Annotated in this window: 14 protein-coding genes and 1 pseudogene; 13 read left to right on the top strand and 2 right to left on the bottom strand. The window is 65.6% G+C overall.

Annotated elements, in window-relative coordinates; translation table 11 throughout:
• The first annotated feature begins 60 nt into the window (after positions 1–60).
• The 3 genes from murG to murC all read left to right on the top strand — a co-directional run bounded on the left by murG (position 61) and on the right by murC (position 3,628).
• Positions 61–1,161: an undecaprenyldiphospho-muramoylpentapeptide beta-N-acetylglucosaminyltransferase gene (murG, locus tag ACE103_RS31095; RefSeq protein WP_375776158.1), complete on the top strand. Its 1,101-nt coding sequence runs from the start codon at positions 61–63 to the stop codon at positions 1,159–1,161.
• Positions 1,162–1,198: 37 nt separating this feature from the next.
• Positions 1,199–2,038 (top strand): class I SAM-dependent methyltransferase, encoded by an 840-nt coding sequence (locus ACE103_RS31090; RefSeq protein WP_375776157.1) that lies wholly within the window; start codon positions 1,199–1,201, stop codon positions 2,036–2,038.
• 186 nt (positions 2,039–2,224) lie between these two features.
• Entirely contained in the window at positions 2,225–3,628 is a 1,404-nt protein-coding gene (gene murC / locus ACE103_RS31085) for a UDP-N-acetylmuramate--L-alanine ligase (protein WP_375776156.1), read from the top strand.
• A 56-nt stretch (positions 3,629–3,684) separates the two neighbouring features.
• Here murC and ACE103_RS31080 read toward each other — a convergent pair whose 3' ends face one another.
• Positions 3,685–4,020: a GIY-YIG nuclease family protein gene (locus ACE103_RS31080; protein ID WP_375781217.1), complete on the bottom strand. Its 336-nt coding sequence runs from the start codon at positions 4,018–4,020 to the stop codon at positions 3,685–3,687.
• Between the two features lie 20 nt (positions 4,021–4,040).
• Between ACE103_RS31080 and murB the strand changes: the two genes are divergently transcribed.
• The 10 genes and pseudogenes from murB (at position 4,041) to ligA (ending at position 16,952) form a co-directional block, all read left to right on the top strand.
• The gene (gene murB / locus ACE103_RS31075) at positions 4,041–4,961 is read left to right on the top strand and encodes a UDP-N-acetylmuramate dehydrogenase (RefSeq protein ID WP_375776155.1); all 921 of its coding nucleotides are present in this window, start codon (positions 4,041–4,043) and stop codon (positions 4,959–4,961) included.
• A gap of 149 nt (positions 4,962–5,110) precedes the next feature.
• Positions 5,111–6,097, top strand: coding sequence for a D-alanine--D-alanine ligase (locus tag ACE103_RS31070; RefSeq protein ID WP_375776154.1), 987 nt, complete (start codon positions 5,111–5,113; stop codon positions 6,095–6,097).
• Positions 6,098–6,222: 125 nt separating this feature from the next.
• Positions 6,223–6,491, top strand: a pseudogene (locus ACE103_RS31065) (hypothetical protein); the annotation flags it as partial.
• A complete protein-coding gene (locus ACE103_RS31060; RefSeq protein WP_375776153.1) occupies positions 6,431–7,438 on the top strand; it encodes a cell division protein FtsQ/DivIB in 1,008 nt (335 codons plus the stop codon). The pseudogene ACE103_RS31065 and the gene ACE103_RS31060, both read left to right, overlap by 61 nt.
• Positions 7,435–8,751, top strand: a complete 1,317-nt coding sequence (gene ftsA / locus ACE103_RS31055) for a cell division protein FtsA (RefSeq protein ID WP_375776152.1) — start codon at positions 7,435–7,437, stop codon at positions 8,749–8,751. The genes ACE103_RS31060 and ftsA overlap by 4 nt, the downstream gene beginning before the upstream one ends.
• An 89-nt stretch (positions 8,752–8,840) precedes the next feature.
• Positions 8,841–10,625: a cell division protein FtsZ gene (ftsZ, locus tag ACE103_RS31050; protein ID WP_375776151.1), complete on the top strand. Its 1,785-nt coding sequence runs from the start codon at positions 8,841–8,843 to the stop codon at positions 10,623–10,625.
• Positions 10,626–10,976: 351 nt separating this feature from the next.
• Positions 10,977–11,939 (top strand): UDP-3-O-acyl-N-acetylglucosamine deacetylase, encoded by a 963-nt coding sequence (lpxC, locus tag ACE103_RS31045; RefSeq protein ID WP_375776150.1) that lies wholly within the window; start codon positions 10,977–10,979, stop codon positions 11,937–11,939.
• 259 nt (positions 11,940–12,198) lie between these two features.
• Positions 12,199–13,107, top strand: a complete 909-nt coding sequence (locus ACE103_RS31040) for an outer membrane protein assembly factor BamD (RefSeq protein ID WP_375776149.1) — start codon at positions 12,199–12,201, stop codon at positions 13,105–13,107.
• A 13-nt stretch (positions 13,108–13,120) separates the two neighbouring features.
• Positions 13,121–14,791, top strand: coding sequence for a DNA repair protein RecN (recN, locus tag ACE103_RS31035; protein ID WP_375776148.1), 1,671 nt, complete (start codon positions 13,121–13,123; stop codon positions 14,789–14,791).
• 7 nt (positions 14,792–14,798) lie between these two features.
• Positions 14,799–16,952 (top strand): NAD-dependent DNA ligase LigA, encoded by a 2,154-nt coding sequence (gene ligA, locus ACE103_RS31030; RefSeq protein ID WP_375776147.1) that lies wholly within the window; start codon positions 14,799–14,801, stop codon positions 16,950–16,952.
• A 160-nt stretch (positions 16,953–17,112) separates the two neighbouring features.
• On the opposite strand, the gene ACE103_RS31025 is transcribed toward ligA, so the two are convergent.
• Positions 17,113–18,390 carry a multidrug effflux MFS transporter gene (locus tag ACE103_RS31025; RefSeq protein ID WP_375776146.1) on the bottom strand — a complete coding sequence of 426 codons (1,278 nt, stop codon included), beginning with the start codon at positions 18,388–18,390 and terminating at the stop codon, positions 17,113–17,115.
• Positions 18,391–18,524: the final 134 nt, after the last annotated feature.

Genomic DNA, 18,524 nt, shown 5'->3' with positions numbered 1-18,524 from the left:
CTTCGCCAAGGCTTCGTCGGACAAGTCGCTTCGCTCGCAATGACGGTATAAATTGTTGCCATGGCTGAGTCCCCACTGATTCTGCTGGCGGCCGGTGGCACCGGCGGCCATCTGTTCCCGGCCGAAGCGCTCGCCGTGGAATTGATCAGGCGTGGCCTGCGGGTGCGGCTTGCGACCGACGGCCGCGCGCTGCGCTACTCCGGCCTGTTCGGCCGGGAGAGCATCGAGCTGGTGCCGAGCGCGACCGTGCGCAGCCGCAACCCGATCTCGCTGGCACGGACCGTGCTGATGCTCGGTTACGGCACGCTGGTCGCCGCCAATGTGGTCCGCCGGCTGAAGCCGTCGGCCGTCGTCGGCTTCGGCGGTTACCCGACCTTGCCGCCGCTGATGGCGGCGCGGATGCTCGGCGTCCCCGGCATCATTCATGACGCCAACGCGGTGCTCGGCCGCGCCAACCGCTTCCTCTCCGGCCGCGTCAACGCGATCGCGACCTCGCTGCCCGGCGTGCTCGATCGCGATCCTGCGCTCGCCGGCAAGGCCACCACCGTCGGCACGCCGATGCGGCCGGCGATCCTCGCGGCCGCCGCGGTGAAATACACGCCGCCCGAGGTGGACGGCCCGCTGCGCCTGCTCGTCGTCGGCGGCAGCCAGGGCGCGCGGGTGATGAGCGACATCGTGCCGCCGGCGATCGAGCAGCTCGATCCCGCGCTGTGGAGCCGCCTGATCATCACCCAGCAGGTGCGCGACGAGGACATGGCGCGGGTGCGCGCAGTCTATGACCGGCTCAAGATCGATGCCGAGCTCGCGCCGTTCTTCCCGGATCTGCCGGCGCGGCTGGCGTCGAGCCAGCTCGTGATCTCGCGTTCCGGCGCTGGCACCGTCGCCGAACTCGCCGCGATCGGCCGGCCCTCGATCCTGGTGCCGCTGCCGGGCGCCATCGATCAGGACCAGTTCGCCAATGCCGGCGTGCTGTCGCAGGCGAACGGCGCGCTGCGCATCACGCAGGGCGACTTCACGCCCGAAAGACTCGCGACCGAGATCTCGGCCTTCGCCGCCGGGCCCGAGAAACTGACCGCGATGGCGGACGCCGCACGCAGTGTCGGCCGGCTCGATGCCGCGGAGCGGCTGGCCGATCTGGTCGCGAAAGTGGCCGGGATTTGATGCGCCAATCCGGCAGGATGCCGGGGGAGACTTGATCATGACGGGTCTTTTGATTCACTCCGTCTCGGAATTCTCGGACCTGATCCTCGAAGCGCTGCGCCTGTCGGATGCGCAAGACATCGTCGAGATCGGTGCGGAGTATGGCGGCATGTCGGCGCTGCTCGCCGATCACTGCCGGGCCCGCGGCGGCCAGTTCACCAGCGTCGATCCCGCGCCAAAGCGCGAATTCCTCGACTGGGTGAGCGCCAATCCGGATGTGCGTCACGTCGCGAAGCCCAGCCTCGGCGCGTTCGGCGAACTCGATGCGGCCGACGCCTGGATCGTCGACGGCGACCACAATTGGTACACGGTCTATCACGAGCTCAGGCAGATCGAGGCGATCAGCCGCCGCGACGGCAAGCCGGTGCTGGTCTTCCTCCACGATGTCGGCTGGCCCTGCGGGCGGCGTGACATGTATTACGCGCCCGGACAGATTCCCGCCGAGTTTCGTCACCCGCACAGTTTCAACGCCGGCGCCACGCTGGATCGCCCGGTGCTGGTCGAGGGGCGTGGATTTCGCGGCGCGGGCTTCGCCGCATTCGCGAACGTCGCCGGCGGTGCGCGCAATGGCGTGATGACCGCGATCGATGACTTCCTGGCGGAGGAGCTGGCGCAGGGCAGGGAGTTCGGCTTCGCCGAGATCCCCGCCGTGTTCGGCCTCGGCGTGCTGTTCGACATGAACGCCGCCTGGAGTGGACAGCTTGCCGAGCTCGTGCTGCCCTATCACCAGAACAAGCTGCTGCACGCACTCGAGACCAACCGGCTGCGCAACTATCTTCGCGTCATCGAGATGCAGGATGAGTTTGCGGCGCGCGCTGTGCGGCCGGGAGCGGCGTAGCGGCCGGGCCGAGATGGAGATGTCCGTGACGTCAGATCACCAGCACTGGCCGGTAGCTGACAACAGCGACATTTCCGCGGCTGCGGGGTGGAAAAAGCCCTTGTCACGCATGGGAAAAGCGGGGCATCCAGTAGTCTGCGCGGACAATGCGAGGCGCACAAAGACGATGATATCAGGAACCGGACCATGAGACTGCCGCGCGAGATCGGACCCATTCACTTCGTCGGGATCGGCGGCATCGGCATGAGCGGCATCGCCGAGGTGCTGATCAATCTCGGCTACACCGTGCAGGGCTCCGACGCGTCTGATAATTACAACCTCGACCGGCTGCGCAAGAAGGGCGCCAAGGTCTCGGTCGGCCACGCCGCCGAGAACGTCGATGGCGCCGATGTCGTTGTGGTCTCGACCGCGATCAAGCGCGACAATCCGGAGCTGATGGCGGCGCGGGCGCAGCGCATTCCCGTGGTGCGCCGTGCGGAGATGCTGGCGGAGCTCATGCGGCTGAAGAGCTGCGTTGCGATCGCCGGCACCCATGGCAAGACCACCACGACTACGATGGTTGCGACCTTGCTCGATGCCGGCGGGCTCGATCCGACCGTGATCAACGGCGGCATCATCAATGCCTATGGCTCCAATGCGCGGCTCGGCGCCGGCGACTGGATGGTGGTTGAAGCCGACGAGAGCGACGGCACCTTCCTGAAGCTGCCGTCCGATGTCGTCATCGTCACCAACATCGATCCCGAGCATCTCGATCACTTCAAGACCTTCGAGGCGATCCAGGACGCGTTCCGCAATTTCGTCGAGAACGTTCCGTTCTATGGTTTTGCCGTGATGTGCACCGATCATCCGGTGGTGCAAGCCCTCGTCGGCAAGATCGAGGACCGCCGCATCATCACCTACGGGCAGAATCCGCAGGCCGACGCGCAGCTACTCGACCTGACGCCGATGGGCGGGGGCTCGAAATTCACGGTCGCGATCCGCGATCGCAAAACCGGCGTGACGCACGAGATCGCCGACATCATGCTGCCGATGCCGGGACGCCACAACGCCTCCAACGCGACGGCGGCGATCGCGGTCGCGCATCAGCTTGGCGTGTCCGACGATGTGATCCGCCAGGCCATGGCCGGCTTCGGCGGCGTCAAGCGGCGCTTCACCAAGACCGGCGAGACCAACGGCGTCACCGTGATCGACGATTACGGTCATCATCCGGTCGAGATCGCGGCGGTGCTGAAGGCGGCGCGGGAATCGACCAACGGCAAGATTGTCGCCGTGGTGCAGCCGCATCGCTACACCCGCTTGCAGTCGCTGTTCGAGGAATTCTGCACCTGCTTCAACGATGCCGACGCGGTCGTGGTCGCCGAGGTCTATCCAGCCGGCGAAGCACCGATCGCAGGCATCGACCGCGACCATTTCGCCGCCGGCCTGCGCGCCCACGGTCATCGCAACGTTGTCCCGCTGCCGAACGCCGGCGAGCTCGCTAAGATCGTTCACGGCCTCGCGAAGTCCGGCGACCTCGTCGTCTGCCTCGGCGCCGGCAACATCACGCAATGGGCCTACGCACTGCCCGGCGAATTGAAGGCGCTGGGGTGATGGAGGCCTCGTATCTCACCACGTCATGGCCGGGCTTGTCCCGGCCATCCACGTCTTCACTGCACTATCGTGTCGTACAGGTCGTCCCAGTTCGGATTCGCTGCGATGATTGTGCGAACCTTCCAAGCGCGTGGCCAATGCTTGATGGTGTGTTCACGCTGGATAGCGGTGCGGATGTCGTCGAATTGCTCGAAGTAAACCAGCCCGTTCAGTCCGTAGCGCTTGGTGAATCCATCGACGAATCCAGAGCGATGCTCGAATATCCGGCGGACGAGATCGCTCGTTACGCCGACATAGAGCACGCCGTTCGGTCGGTTGGTCAGAAAATAGACGTATCCCCCTGCCATGTGGAGATACTGCAAGACGTGGATGGCGGGGACAAGCCCGGCCATGACGGATGGAGAGGTCACGCATGACCTTCCCGGACATCACACCCGACCTGAAAGCCGCGATGCCGGAGCTGCGCGGGCGGCTGCTGGCGAACCAGTCGCTTGCGGAGCTGACCTGGTTTCGCGTCGGCGGTCCTGCGCAGGTGCTGTTCACGCCCGCGGACGAAGACGATCTCGCCTATTTCCTGAAGCGCCTGCCGCAGGAGCTGCCGGTCTATGTCGTCGGCGTCGGGTCCAATCTGATCGTGCGCGACGGCGGCATGCCGGGTGTCGTGATCCGGCTGGCGCCGCGCGCGTTCGGCGAGACCAGCGCGGCCGGTGATGTCGTCACCGCCGGCGCCGCGGCGCTCGACAAGCGCGTCGCCGAGACGGCGGCTGCGGCAAACATCGGTGGCATGGAATTCTTCTTCGGCATTCCCGGCACGGTCGGCGGTGCGCTGCGCATGAATGCCGGCGCCAATGGCGGCGAGACCAAGGACGTGCTGATGGAGGCCACCGGCATCGGCCGTGACGGCACCAGGCACACGTTCGGTAATGCCGATATGAAGTTCGTCTATCGCAACTCCGGCGTCGATCCGTCCATCGTGTTCACCTCGGCGCGCTTTCACGGCAGGATCACCGATGCGGAGGCGATCCGCGCACGCATGAATGAAGTGCAGATCCATCGCGAGACCGCGCAGCCGATCCGCGAGAAGACCGGCGGCTCGACCTTCAAGAATCCGCCTGATAACAGCGCCTGGAAATTGATCGACGCCGCCGGCTGCCGCGGCCTCGAGGTCGGCGGCGCGCAGGTGTCGGAGATGCACTGCAATTTCCTGATCAACACCGGCAACGCCACCGGGCATGACATCGAGACCCTCGGCGAGACGGTGCGCGAACGGGTCAAGCAGACCAGCGGAATTGAGCTGCACTGGGAAATCAAGCGGATCGGGAATTCATTGTAGCCGTCATTCCGGGATGCGCCGAAAGGCGCAGGCCTCAGATGCTCAAGTTGCGCATCGGGGAATCCATAACCACGATCGGGAGTATGGATTCCGGGCTCTCGCTTCGCGAGCCCCGGAATGACAGAAGTAGCGAGCGACAGGCAAAGAACATGCAGGTGACCATTCTGTTCGGCGGCACCAACAAGGAGCGACTGGTCTCGGTGGCGAGCGCGCAGGCGCTGCACCGCGCACTGCCCGACGCTGAGCTCTGGTTCTGGGACGTCGACGACACCGTGCATGCGGTGACGTCCGAACGGCTGCTCGGCCACACACGGCCGTTCGAAGTCGACTTCAAGCCCGGCGGTCGCGGCCTCGCGCTCGACCAGGCGCTCGACAGAGCAGGCGCCGAGCAGCGCGTGCTGGTGCTCGGCCTGCACGGTGGCCGCGCCGAGAATGGCGAGTTGCAGGCGATGTGCGAGATGCGCGGCGTCGCGTTCACCGGCTCCGGCTCGGCATCATCGCATTTGGCGTTCGACAAGCCATCGGCGAAGCGCTTCGCCGCGATCGCGGGTTTGAACGCGCCGCAGGGCATCATCGTCGACCAGATCGACGATGCCTTCGCGAAACACGGCAGACTGATCGCAAAGCCCGCCAAGGACGGATCGAGCTACGGGCTGATCTTCGTCAACGCCAAGCAGGACCTCGTCGCGGTCCGCAATGCCGCGAAGCATGAAGACTACCTGATCGAGCCGTTCGTATCGGGCGTGGAGGCGACCTGCGGCGTGCTCGAACAGTCCGACGGCACGGTGTTCGCGTTGCCGCCGATCGAGATCGTGCCGGCGGAGGGGGGCTTCGACTACACAGCCAAATACCTCCTGAAGTCGACCCAGGAGATCTGCCCCGGCCGTTTCGCGCCCGAGGTCAGCGCCGCGATCATGAACCATGCGTTGCGGGCGCATCGCGCATTGTCCTGCACCGGCTATTCGCGCAGCGATTTCATCGTGTCGGCCAATGGCCCGGTCTACCTCGAGACCAACACGCTGCCCGGCCTTACCGCGGCATCGCTGTATCCTAAGGCCTTGAAAGCACAGGGCATCGCCTTTGCCGACTTCCTGGCCGACCAGATCGAGCTCGGCCGCCGCCGCGCCAGGAGTTAAGGCCGACCGGGTGGGAACCCGCCAGACTCGGCCGGATGGAACCCGGGCGCTGTTGCTAAAATGCTAACGGGTTCGCGGCAAAGTATTCAGAGCGTTGATCAAAATTCACTCCAGGCTGAACTCCTTTACCATTTGTTTACCAGGAAGCCCGAAGGTTAACGCTGGCGGCGCATGTAGCGCTTGGCTGCCGGGGCGTGAGCTGTCGCGGATTACCGCTTCGAGGATCGCAACCAGGGAACAGGGGGCCTCTCTAATCCCACCGGTCTAGCCGAGACGACACTTGTGCCGAGATCCCGCAGGGTTTGCGGGCGCAACATGTGACGAGCTCGTGCAATGGATGGTGCAGGACGCCTCACCCGATCGCTGCGATCGCTGGGGCCTCAAGCTGACCTGAAAGCAGCCGCTATTGGAGCGGCAATGCTGCTGCGCGAGTATGTCGGCGCCCATCTCGCCCGTCGCCGCCGGCGTCCCGCCAAGCGGCCGCAGGTGATCGATCGCGAGCCGCCGAACCGCTACATCATGCTGGTCGAACGCTATCTGCCGCGCCGCATCGGCCTGGTCGCGACGCTCGCGATCCTGTTCGGCAGCCTGGGCTTCGGCATCGTCAAGGGCGGCCATCTCGAGGAGTTCACCACCGCGCTCAGCGACACCCGCAACGCGCTGGCCAATTCCGCGGGCTTCCGCATCACCACCGTCGGCATCAACGGCCGCAAGCAGCTGAGCCAGGACGAGGTGCTTGCGATCGGCGGCGTCAACGGCCGCTCCTCGCTGCTGTTCCTGGACGCCGATACCGTGCGCGCCAAGCTGAAGGCCAATCCCTGGATTGCCGACGCCACGATCCTCAAGCTCTATCCGGGCCGGCTGCAGATCGACATCGTCGAGCGCACCGCCTTCGCGCTGTGGCAGCAGAACGGCCGCCTGTCGGTGATCGCCTCCGATGGCGCGGTGCTCGAGCCCTACGTCTCGCGCCGCTTCCTCAATCTGCCGCTGGTGGTGGGCAAGGGCGCGGACACCCGCGCCCAGGACTTCCTGGCGCTGCTCGACCGTTATCCGCAGGTGCGCTCGGTGACCAAGGCTGCGATCTTCGTCGGCGAGCGCCGCTGGAACCTGCGCCTGAAGGACGGCCTCGACGTCCGCCTGCCGGAGAACGACGTCGGCAACGCGCTGGCAGCGCTCTCCAGGCTCGACAAGGACGAGAAGCTGTTCTCGCGCGACATCGTCGCCGTCGACATGCGGCTGCCCGATCGGCTGATCGTGCAATTGTCCGACGAAGCCGGCAAGGCGCGCGACGAACTGTTCAAGGACAAGAAGTCCAAGAAGAAGCCGGGTGACTCCGCATGACCGGCCTCGATCGCAATCTGACCCCGAAGACCCGCCCGATGCAGAAGCGCACCGCGATGGTGGCTTCGCTCGACGTCGGTTCCAGCAAGATCGCCTGCATGATCGCGCGGCTCAGGCCGTCGCCGCCGAACGAGGCGCTGCGCGGCCGCACCCATGCGGTCGAACTGATCGGCTACAGCCAGATCCAGTCGCGCGGCGTCAAGGCCGGCTCCGTCGTCGATCTCGCCGAATGCGAGAAGGCGGTGCGCCATGCCGTGGCGCTGGCCGAGCGCATGGCCAAGGTCCGTGTCGAATCCGTCCTGCTGTCGGTCTCCGGCGGCAGGCTGCATGGCCAACTGGTCGAAGCCGCGGCCGATATCCACGGCGGCTCGGTGACCGCGGACGATATCAGCCGCGTCACCTCGGCCGGCATGCGCCACGCCGCCGGCGCCGGTCGCACCGTGTTGCACGCGCTACCGGTCGGCTACGCGCTCGATGGCGTCAAGGGCATCCGCGATCCCAAAGGCATGGTGGCGCGGCAGTTCGGTGTCGACATGAATGTGGTGACGTCGGATGCGACGGTCGCCAAGAACCTGATGCTGGTGGTCGAGCGCTGCCATCTCAACGTCGAAGCCATGGCGTCGAGCCCCTATGTCGCCGGCCTGTCGGTGCTGACTGACGACGAGGCCGATCTCGGCGCTGCCGTCGTCGAGATGGGCGCGGGTTCGACGACGATCGCAACGTACTCCGGCGGACGCCTCGTCCACGCATCCGGATTTGCGCTCGGCGGGCAACACATCACGATGGATCTTGCGCGCGGCATCGGCGCGTGCATTGCGGATGCCGAGCGAATCAAGACTTTATACGGCACGGTGCTGACCGGCGGTTCGGACTCGCGCGAGTTGATGTCCGTCCCCACTGCAGGCGACGATCGGGAGACTCCGCAAATCGTGTCCCGCGCCACGATCGCCAACATTGTCCGGCATCGCGCCGAGGAGATTTTCGAAATGATCCGTGACCGGCTCGCGGATTCTCCCTTTGCGGCAGAGCCGAGGGCGCGCGTCGTGCTGAGCGGCGGCGCGTCGCAGCTCACCGGCACCGTCGAGCTTGCCACCCGTATCCTGAACCGTCAGGTCCGCATCGGCCGCCCGCTCGGCTTCGGCCGGCTGCCGAACGAGGCGAAGGGCGCCTCGTTCTCGGTGCCGACGGGCCTCTTGGTCTATCCGCAATACGCACATCTTGAACATGTCGAACCGCGGCGCACGCGGCAGCTCAGGACAGGGACAGACGGTTACTTCGGAAAGGTCGGACGATGGCTTCGCGAGGGCTTCTGATGACCGCACCCCGGCTCATTGCATTTTCACCAGATCCTGCGGCCAGCGGCCGGGACGAACCAACGCGCGCATAATCGAGAGAGGCAACCATGGCACTCAATCTGACACCCCCTGACATCAGCGAGCTGAAACCGCGGATCACCGTCTTCGGCGTCGGCGGCGCGGGTGGTAATGCCGTCAACAACATGATCACTGCCGGGTTGCAGGGTGTCGACTTCGTCGTCGCCAACACCGACGCGCAGGCGCTGACCATGTCGAAGGCGCAGCGCATCATCCAGATGGGCACCCAGGTCACCCAGGGCCTCGGCGCCGGATCGCAGCCCGATGTCGGTGCTGCGGCCGCGCAGGAAGTCATGGACGAGCTGCGCGATCACCTCACCGGCGCCAACATGGTGTTCGTCACCGCCGGCATGGGCGGCGGCACCGGCACCGGGGCTGCGCCCGTGATCGCCAAGGCCGCCCGCGAGATGGGAATCCTCACCGTCGGCGTGGTGACGAAGCCGTTCCACTTCGAGGGCCAGCGCCGGATGCGCACCGCCGAGCACGGTATCTCCGAGCTCCACAAGGTGGTCGACACGCTGCTGATCATCCCGAACCAGAACCTGTTCCGGGTCGCCAACGAGAAGACAACCTTCGCCGACGCGTTCGCGATGGCCGACCAGGTGCTGTACTCGGGCGTCGCCTGCATCACCGACCTGATGGTCAAGGAAGGCCTGATCAACCTCGACTTCGCCGACGTCCGCGCCGTGATGCGGGAAATGGGCAAGGCGATGATGGGCACCGGCGAGGCCACCGGCGAGAAGCGCGCGCTGACCGCTGCCGAAGCTGCGATCGCCAACCCGCTGATCGACGATAGCTCGATGAAGGGCGCCCGCGGCCTGTTGATCTCGATCACCGGCGGCAAGGACCTCACGCTGTTCGAGGTCGACGAAGCCGCAACCCGCATCCGCGAGGAAGTCGATGCCGACGCCAACATCATCGTCGGCGCCACCTTCGACGAATCGCTCGACGGCGTCATTCGCGTCTCGGTGGTCGCAACCGGTATCGAGCAGGCCGCGATCGCTTCCCGCGCCCAGGCTCCCGCGCAGCAGACGGGCGGCTCGCCCGAGAGCCGGCTGGCCGATCTGACCGCTCGGCTGCGTGCTGACAATCAGCGCATGGCCGAGCGCGCCCAGAAGCTGGAACCGCCGACCGGCGTGACGGTTGCTCCGATTGCAGCTCCCGCCGCAGCCCAGCAGCGTCCGGCCGTCGAGCGCGCCGCGCTCGCGGCAATCGCAGCCGCGGTTGCCCCGGACAGCGCACCGGCTCAGACGCCGATGCAGCCGGGGTCCTACGGTGACGTCACTGTGCGGCCGATCGCCCAGAAGCCGACGCTGTTCCCGGACCACGAGGCCGCCCGCGCCGAACAGCACGAGCCGATGCCGCCTGAGACCTTCATCCCGCAGGCGGCAGAGCGGTCGCCGGTGCGTGCCCCGCGGATGCCGAAGTTCGAGGATCTGCCGATGCCGGCGCAGGCGGAGATCCGCCAGGCCAGCGGTGACGGTGAGGCGGAGCACCCGCAGAAGACCCGGCTGTCGCTGTTGCAGCGGCTGGCCAATGTCGGCCTCGGCCGCCGCGACGAAGAGACCGAGCCGCCGATCGCGGCCCGTGCCTCGGGTCCGGCGATGCCGACGATGCCGCCGCTGCCCGATCGCAAGCCGGCCCGCAGCGTTGCCCAGCAGATATCGGCGAACGAATCGCCGGTATCGGAATATGCGAAGCGCCCGGCACCGCAGGGATTGGACGCCCATGGCCGTCAGGCGCCTGTTGCCCCGGCGCCACAGGGTGACGACCATCTTGATATCCCGGCCTTCCTGCGCCGGCAGGCAAACTGAAGTTTGTTACAACCTTGACCACGAAGAAGGCCTCGGCGGGGAACCGCCGGGGCCTTCTCCTTCTGGCGGGCAGGCGGTTGCATCGGGTAAACAAGCAACTGATTTTAAATGATTAATTATTATTTTGGTGGTCAGATAGTCACTCGCCGAGGGCCGTTTTCGCTGCCGCAATTGGGTTAACCTTGGGCGTGAATGCGGCGGAGATGGGGTAACAATCGGTAAAGAAGCGTGAGTTGGCGCGGTTTGGGGCTGTGACTATGGTCTGCCGGGACTTGGGGAGCTCATGCGAGTCGGCCTTGGGGAAGTTTGGCCACTTGATGTTGAGCGAAGTCGGGTAGTGGGCATTATCGAATGAAGTTCAGCCGTCAGACAACGCTTCGGTCGCAAGCCACCGTGACTGGCGTAGGCGTTCATTCCGGTCTTCCTGTCAGTCTCACGCTGGGACCTGCACCCGTCGATGCGGGTTTTATTTTTGTCCGCACCGGTCTCGAAGGTGCCGACCGTGAAGTTACCGCCACCGCCGACGCTGTGATCGCAACCGAGTTTGCGACGGTGCTGGGTGACCGCGAAGGGCCGCTGGTCTCGACCGCTGAGCATGTTCTCGCCGCGCTGCGCGGCATGGGCGTCGACAACGCCACGATCGAAGTCGACGCTGCAGAAGTTCCGATCATGGACGGTAGCGCTGCGGCGTTTGTCGCGGCCATCGATCAGGCTGGTATCGTGACCCAACCCGCCGTCCGCCGCTTCATCCAGGTGCTGAAGCCGGTGCAGGTCAAGATCGGCGATGCGATGGGCGAGCTCCGTCCGTTCGCCGGCGGGTTCCGCGCCGAAGTCGAAATCAATTTCGCCAACAAGGTGATCGGTCATCAGACCTACGCCTTCGATCTGTCGCCGGAAGGCTTCCGCCGCGAAGTCGCGCGTGCCCGTACCTTCGGCTGCATGAACGACGTGGCGCGGCTGTGGGGCGCCGGCTTCGCGCTCGGCGCCTCCTTCGACAACACCGTGGTGTTCGACGAGGCCCGCCTGCTCAACGCCGAGGGCCTGCGCTACGCCAACGAGTGCGCCCGCCACAAGGTGCTCGACGTGATCGGCGACCTCGCACTGGCCGGCCTCCCGCTGCTCGGCAGCTACCGTTCGGTTCGCGGCGGTCACAAGCTCAACAACGCGGTGCTCAAAGCGCTGCTTGCCGACCGCAGCGCCTGGCGCGTGGTCGAATCGGAAACCGCCCGGCGGCCGGTCCGCGGCCATGTCGAAGCCGGTGCAAGCGCGGTGGGCGGCCTCGTCGCCCCGGCCTATGGCCCGGACGTGTCCTGATCCGCCCAAGTCCTGATCGCCTGGTCGGTCGGCCCGATTTCCGCAATAACCACAGCAGGCTGTGAGCATCGCCGGGTCGCCTTATTCCCGGCGGATTGGCTCCCTATTCGGTTGGTCGACGGTCATTTTTCGGTTAAACAGGCCTGCGGTTGCCTTGATACGGCGCCAATGGCGCGAGTGATATTGCATCCATGATCGCGGTTCATGGGTGGAGTGGGGTCGCCGTTAACCGCATCAAAGGCGTCAGGTTTTACAATCCATGTCGGCAATGCGTATGGCGCTCGAACCACGCTCTTCTTCTGACGTCTCCGGCCTGACCAAGGCCGTGCGCACGCTGCGTTTCGCGGCGGGCCTGATCATGCTTGCATTGCCACTCTCAGGCTGCGGCACCGGCGCGCTGTGGGACAAGTTCATGTCCAAGGACGACACGTTCGTCGATGAGCCCGCGGACAAGCTCTACAATGAGGGCTTGTACATGATGAACGAGAAGAAGGACCTGAAGGCCGCTTCGAAGAAGTTCGAGGAAGTCGACCGTCAGCATCCCTATTCGGACTGGGCGCGCAAGTCGCTCCTGATGTCGGCCTATTCGTACTATCAGGCGGGCGATTACGACAGCTGCATCGGCTCCGCCACCCGCTACGTGACGCTGCATCCCGGCAGCCCGGACGCCTCCTACGCGCAGTACCTGATCGCGGCATCACATTTCGACCAGATTCCGGACATCTCGCGCGACCAGAGCCGCACCGAGAAGGCGATCGCGGCCCTCGAAGAGGTGGTGCGCAAATATCCGACCTCCGAATACGCCACCCAGGCCAAGAACAAGATCCAGGCTGCGCGCGACCAGCTCGCCGGCAAGGAGATGGCGGTCGGGCGTTATTACATCGAGAAGCGCGACTTCACCGCCGCGATCAACCGCTTCAAGACCGTCGTCACCCAGTACCAGACCACCCGCCACGTCGAAGAGGCGCTCTACCGGCTCACCGAGGCTTATATGGCGATCGGCATCGCCGGCGAGGCGCAGACCGCCGCCGCGGTGCTTGGCCACAATTTTCCGGACAGCCGCTGGTACAAGGACGCGTATAATCTAGTAAAGTCCGGCGGTCTCGAGCCGAGCGAGAATCAGGGATCCTGGATCAGCAGGACCTTCAAGAAGATAGGTCTCGGCTAGGAATTGTCCTCGCATGCTGGCCCGTCTGTCGATCCGTGACATCGTCCTGATCGAACGGCTCGATATCGAATTTTCCCGTGGCCTGGCGGTGCTGACCGGCGAAACCGGCGCCGGCAAATCCATCCTGCTTGATGCCTTTGCGCTGGCGCTCGGCGGCCGCGGCGATGCCGGACTGGTGCGCCATGGCGCCGAGCAGGGCCAGGTCACCGCCACGTTCGATGTCCCGAAGGGGCATCCGGCAGCAAAAATCCTCGCCGAGAACGGCCTCAACGACACCGGCGAGATGATCCTGCGCCGCGTGCAGCTCGCCGACGGCCGCACCCGCGCCTTCATCAACGACCAGGCGATCAGCGTGCAGACCCTGAAGGCGGTCGGCGCGGCTCTGGTCGAAATCCACGGCCAGCACGACGAGCGCGCGTTGGTCGACGCCTCCACCCACCGCCAGCTGCTCGACGCCTTCGCCGGCCACGAAAAGGACGTCGCCGCGCTGGAAGCACTGTGGGATATCAGGCGGACCGCCAACGCCGATCTCGACGGGCATCGCGCCGGCATGGAGCGCGCCGCGCGCGAGGCCGACTATCTGCGCCACGCCTCCCAGGAGCTGAAGACGCTGGCGCCGAAGGAGGGCGAGGAGACCGAGCTCGCCAACCGCCGCACCACCATGATGCAGGGCGAGAAGGTCGCGACCGATCTGCGCGAGGCGCAAGAGGCGATTGGCGGCTCGCATTCGCCGGTGTCGGCCCTCTCGGCCGCAGTACGGCGTCTGGAGCGGCGCGCGGCCAACGCGCCGAGCCTGATCGAGCCGGCGGTGAAGGCGATCGATATCGCGATCAACGCGCTGGAAGAGGCCGACCAGCACCTCCACGCCGCACTGGCTGCGACCGACTTCGATCCGGCCGAGCTCGAGCGGATCGAGGAGCGGCTGTTCGCGCTGCGCGCCGCCTCGCGCAAATATTCGACGCCGGTCGATTTGCTGGCGGCGCTGGCTGCGCAATACGCCGGTGACGTCGCGCTGATCGATGCCGGCGCCGACCAGCTGAAGAAGCTGGAAGCGGCCGCCGCTGAGGCCGACAAGCGCTATGCTGCCGCAGCGGCAAAGCTGTCGGCGGCGCGTACCAAGGCGGCCGAGAAGCTCAACAAGGCCGTCAATGCCGAGCTCGCGCCGCTCAAGCTCGAGCGCGCGAAATTCATGACCCAGGTCGAGGCCAATGCCGCCGCGCCGGGACCGCAGGGCATCGACCGCGTCGAGTTCTGGGTCCAGACCAATCCGGGCACCAAGCCGGGGCCGATGATGAAGGTCGCCTCCGGCGGCGAGCTGTCGCGCTTCCTGCTGGCGCTGAAGGTCGTGCTTGCCGATCGCGGCTCGGCGCCGACTTTGGTGTTCGACGAAATCGATACCGGTGTCGGCGGCGCGGTGGCGGATGCGATCGGCTCGCGGCTGGCGCGTCTCGCCGGCAAGGTGCAGGTGATGGCGGTGACGCATGCGCCGCAGGTCGCAGCCCGTGCCAGCCAGCATCTTCTGATCTCCAAGGATGCGCTCGACAAGGGCAAGCGGGTCGCCACCCGCGTCAACGCGCTCGCGGCCGATCATCGCCGCGAGGAAATCGCGCGCATGTTGGCCGGCGCCGAGATCACCGCGGAGGCGCGCGCCGCTGCGGAGCGGCTGCTCAGGGCGGCGAGCTAGTCTGCCGATGGCTGCCAAGGCGAAGAAAGCGCTGGTCGACGTCGACAAGCTCACCAAGGCCCAGGCCAAGGTCGAGCACATGCGGCTTTCACTCGAGATCGAGGGCCACAACGAGCGCTACTATCAGAAGGACGCGCCGACCGTATCGGACGCGGCCTACGACGCCTTGCGGCAGCGCCTGGAAGCAATCGAGGCCAGGTTTCCCGATCTCGTCACCAGGGACTCGCCGACGCAGACGGTCGGCGCTGCGCCGGCCCGCGGCTTTGCCAAGGTGCAGCATGTCGTTCCGATGCTGTCGCTCGGCAACGCGTTCAGCGACGAGGACGTCACCGAATTCGTCGAACGTATCAGGCGCTTTCTCAAGCTGGATGCCGACCATATTCCGGCGCTGGTCGCCGAACCGAAGATCGATGGCCTGTCCCTCTCGCTGCGCTACGAAAATGGCGAACTGATCCGGGCCGCAACCCGTGGCGACGGCTTCACCGGCGAGGATGTCACCGCCAATGTCCGTACCATCAAGGACATCCCGCACAGCCTGAAGGGGCGCAACGTTCCGGCCGCCTGCGAAATGCGCGGCGAAGTCTACATGCTCAAGAAGGACTTCCTTGAGCTGAACAAGAAGCAGGCCGCGGCCGACGACACGGTGTTTGCCAATCCGCGCAATTCGGCAGCGGGTTCGCTGCGCCAGAAGGACGTCTCGATCACCGCGTCACGACCGTTGAAATTCTTCGCCTACACATGGGGAGAAATGAGCGAGCCGCCCGCCGACACCCAGCACGGCATGCTGGAGTGGATGGACAAAGCAGGCTTTGTGGTCAATCCGCTGATCACGCTCTGCAAGAGCGTCGATGACGTCCTGAAATTCTACAACAAGATCGGCGAGCAGCGGGCCTCGCTCGGCTACGACATTGACGGCGTGGTCTACAAGGTCGACCGCCTCGACTGGCAGGAACGGCTCGGCTTCGTGTCGCGCAGCCCGCGCTGGGCCATCGCACACAAATTCGCGGCCGAACAGGCAACGACGATTCTCAAGGGCATCGACATCCAGGTCGGACGCACCGGAGCGATGACGCCGGTCGCGCGGCTCGAGCCGGTGACGGTCGGCGGCGTCGTGGTTTCGAACGCGACCCTGCACAACGAGGACTACATCAAGGGCATCGGCAACGACGGCAATCCGATCCGGGATGGCGTCGATCTGCGCATCGACGACACTGTCGTGGTGCAGCGCGCCGGCGATGTCATCCCCCAGGTCGTCAGCGTCGTTCTGGACAAGCGGCCGAAGAGTGCAAAGCCGTACAAGTTTCCGGACACTTGCCCGGTGTGCGGCAGCCACGCGATTCGCGAGGAGGGCGAGGCGGTGCGGCGCTGCACCGGCGCGCTGATCTGTCCGGCGCAGGCGGTCGAGCGGCTGAAGCATTTCGTGTCGCGCCTTGCTTTCGATATCGATGGTCTCGGCGAGAAGCAGATCCAGGAATTCTACGACGACGGGCTGGTGATGTCGCCGGTCGACATCTTCACCCTTCGCGAGCGAGACAAACGTTCGACCAGCAAGTTGATGGAGCGCGAAGGCTACGGCGAAACCTCGGTACGCAACCTGTTCGACGCGATCGACGCCCGCCGCAACATCGACCTGCATCGGCTGATCTTTGCGCTCGGCATTCGCCATGTCGGCGAAGGCAATGCCAAGCTGCTGGCGCGCCACTACCACACGATCGAGAATTTCCGTGACGCGATGCTGGCCGCCGCCAAGGGCAGCACGGATGAGGAGAACACCACCGAGGCCTACCAGGACCTCAACGATATCGATGGCGTCGGCGAGATCGTCGCCGATGCGGTGGTCGAGTTCTTTGCCGAGCCGCGCAACGTCAAGGCGCTCGGTGAATTGTTGCACCAGATCGAGGTGAAGCCCGCCGAGCAGCCGCGCAACAGCTCGCCGGTCTCGGACAAGACCGTGGTGTTCACGGGGTCGCTGACGAAGTTCACCCGCGACGAAGCCAAGGCGATGGCCGAGCGTCTCGGTGCCAAGGTCGCGGGCTCGGTTTCAAAAAAGACGGATTACGTCGTCGCTGGCGAAGAGGCCGGCTCGAAGCTGACCAAGGCACGCGAGCTCGGCGTCGCGGTATTGACCGAAGACGAGTGGCTGAAGCTGATCGAGGAGTGAGGTGCGCGCAGGAGCGCCGCATTCTCCGCTGTCGTCCTCCGCGAAAGCGGGGGACCCAGTATTCCAGAGACCGCAGTGATTCACCCGGTAGGCCGCGGCGTACTGGATCCCTCGCTTTCGCGGGGGATGACGAGGCGAGAGCGCGGTACGAGCGCACGCCTCACATCATCCCCTGCTCATCCTCCTCGGCCTGAGCTATCAGCTCCTCGCTCACCACCACGTTCCGCCGCGGCACCACGAAGATCATGGTGCAGGCGCAGGCAAGCGAGATCGCGAAAAGCGCCGATGTCAGCGGCAGCGTCGTTGTCGAGTGACCGCCGAGATAGGCGCCGAACTGCGAGATCAGCGAGCCGATGCCCTGTTGCAGGAAGCCCATGGCGCCGGAGGCGGTGCCGGCGGCCTCGGGGCGGATACTGATGGCGCCGGCGGCCGAATTGGCCATCACGAAGGCATTGGCGACCATCACGATCATCTGGGTGCCGAACAGCCAGAGCGGCGCCTGGTTCAGCCCGGCGAAACTCCAGATCAGGTTCAAGAGACTGCCGCCGACCTGCAGCGCGAGGCCGAACCAGATCAGCTTCTCCAGCGAGTGGCGCGGCGCGAAGCGCACGCAGAGCAAATTGCCGATGAAATAGCCGAAGCCTGTCATCGCGAACCACGCGCCGTATTCGGCGCTGCTGCGGCCCATCTGGGTGACGACGATATAGGGACCGCCGCCGGCGAAGGCGAAGATGATCTGCGAGGCCAGCACCTGGCACAGCAGATAACCGACGAAGGCGCGGCTTCGCATCAGTCTGCCGAGGTCGCCGCGGAAGCTCGAGCTGTCGGCGCGGTCGCGGCGGGTTTCAGGCAGTGCCAGCGCAATGAAGATCGTGGTGATCAGCGACGCCGCGGTGATGAGATAGAGGATCGCGCGCCAGCCGAACGTGGTCTCCAAGAGACCGCCGGTCAGCGGGCTCACCATCTGCGCGATCATCAGCGCGGCGACGACGAGGCTGATCATGGCGCCGACCCGCTCGCGCGGATAGAGATCGCGGATGATGGCGCGGCTGATCACCATGCCGCTGGCACCGCCAAGCGCCTGGAAGAAGCGCGCCGCGATCAGTTGCGGCAGGGTCTCGGCGAACACCGAGGCGATGCCGGCCAGCACCATCAGACCGAGGCCGGAGAGCAGCACCGGACGGCGACCGAACTTGTCGGACAGCGGTCCCATGATCAGCTGCGAGAGCGCGATGCCGACCATGTAGAGCGACACAGTCATCTGCGCGATTGAAATGTCGCGGCCGAACGTGGTCGCCAGCACCGGCAGCGCCGGAACCAGCATGTAGAGCGAGATCGGCGCGACGCCCGTCATCACGACGAGCATCAGCAGCATGACCTTCGATGTCGCGATGTTATTTGTGGCCGCGCCGGGCGGCTTGCCCATCACGCCGTGCATTCAGGTCCGATCCAGCATTGTGGAACGACTGTAGCGTGCCTGTCCGCGCGGAATACGGGTGTTTCGGCATACGCCCATGCATTTCGGGCGGCGAACCGGTGGAGTTTCGTCTCGCGCAACAAGCGCCGCTGTCG

This window comes from Bradyrhizobium sp. ma5 (genome assembly GCF_042258955.1).
Lineage (GTDB): Bacteria > Pseudomonadota > Alphaproteobacteria > Rhizobiales > Xanthobacteraceae > Bradyrhizobium.
This window is presented reverse-complemented; position numbering and strand designations above follow the sequence as displayed.

Bases quoted from the DNA above. Each gene is read 5' to 3' on its own strand.
- murG (WP_375776158.1), top strand. From the start codon at position 61: ATGGCTGAGTCCCCACTGATTCTGCTGGCGGCCGGTGGCACCGGCGGC.
- ACE103_RS31090 (WP_375776157.1), top strand. From the start codon at position 1,199: ATGACGGGTCTTTTGATTCACTCCGTCTCGGAATTCTCGGACCTGATC.
- murC (WP_375776156.1), top strand. From the start codon at position 2,225: ATGAGACTGCCGCGCGAGATCGGACCCATTCACTTCGTCGGGATCGGC.
- ACE103_RS31080 (WP_375781217.1), bottom strand. From the start codon at position 4,020: ATGGCCGGGCTTGTCCCCGCCATCCACGTCTTGCAGTATCTCCACATG.
- murB (WP_375776155.1), top strand. From the start codon at position 4,041: ATGACCTTCCCGGACATCACACCCGACCTGAAAGCCGCGATGCCGGAG.
- ACE103_RS31070 (WP_375776154.1), top strand. From the start codon at position 5,111: ATGCAGGTGACCATTCTGTTCGGCGGCACCAACAAGGAGCGACTGGTC.
- ACE103_RS31060 (WP_375776153.1), top strand. From the start codon at position 6,431: ATGGATGGTGCAGGACGCCTCACCCGATCGCTGCGATCGCTGGGGCCT.
- ftsA (WP_375776152.1), top strand. From the start codon at position 7,435: ATGACCGGCCTCGATCGCAATCTGACCCCGAAGACCCGCCCGATGCAG.
- ftsZ (WP_375776151.1), top strand. From the start codon at position 8,841: ATGGCACTCAATCTGACACCCCCTGACATCAGCGAGCTGAAACCGCGG.
- lpxC (WP_375776150.1), top strand. From the start codon at position 10,977: ATGAAGTTCAGCCGTCAGACAACGCTTCGGTCGCAAGCCACCGTGACT.
- ACE103_RS31040 (WP_375776149.1), top strand. From the start codon at position 12,199: ATGTCGGCAATGCGTATGGCGCTCGAACCACGCTCTTCTTCTGACGTC.
- recN (WP_375776148.1), top strand. From the start codon at position 13,121: ATGCTGGCCCGTCTGTCGATCCGTGACATCGTCCTGATCGAACGGCTC.
- ligA (WP_375776147.1), top strand. From the start codon at position 14,799: ATGGCTGCCAAGGCGAAGAAAGCGCTGGTCGACGTCGACAAGCTCACC.
- ACE103_RS31025 (WP_375776146.1), bottom strand. From the start codon at position 18,390: ATGCACGGCGTGATGGGCAAGCCGCCCGGCGCGGCCACAAATAACATC.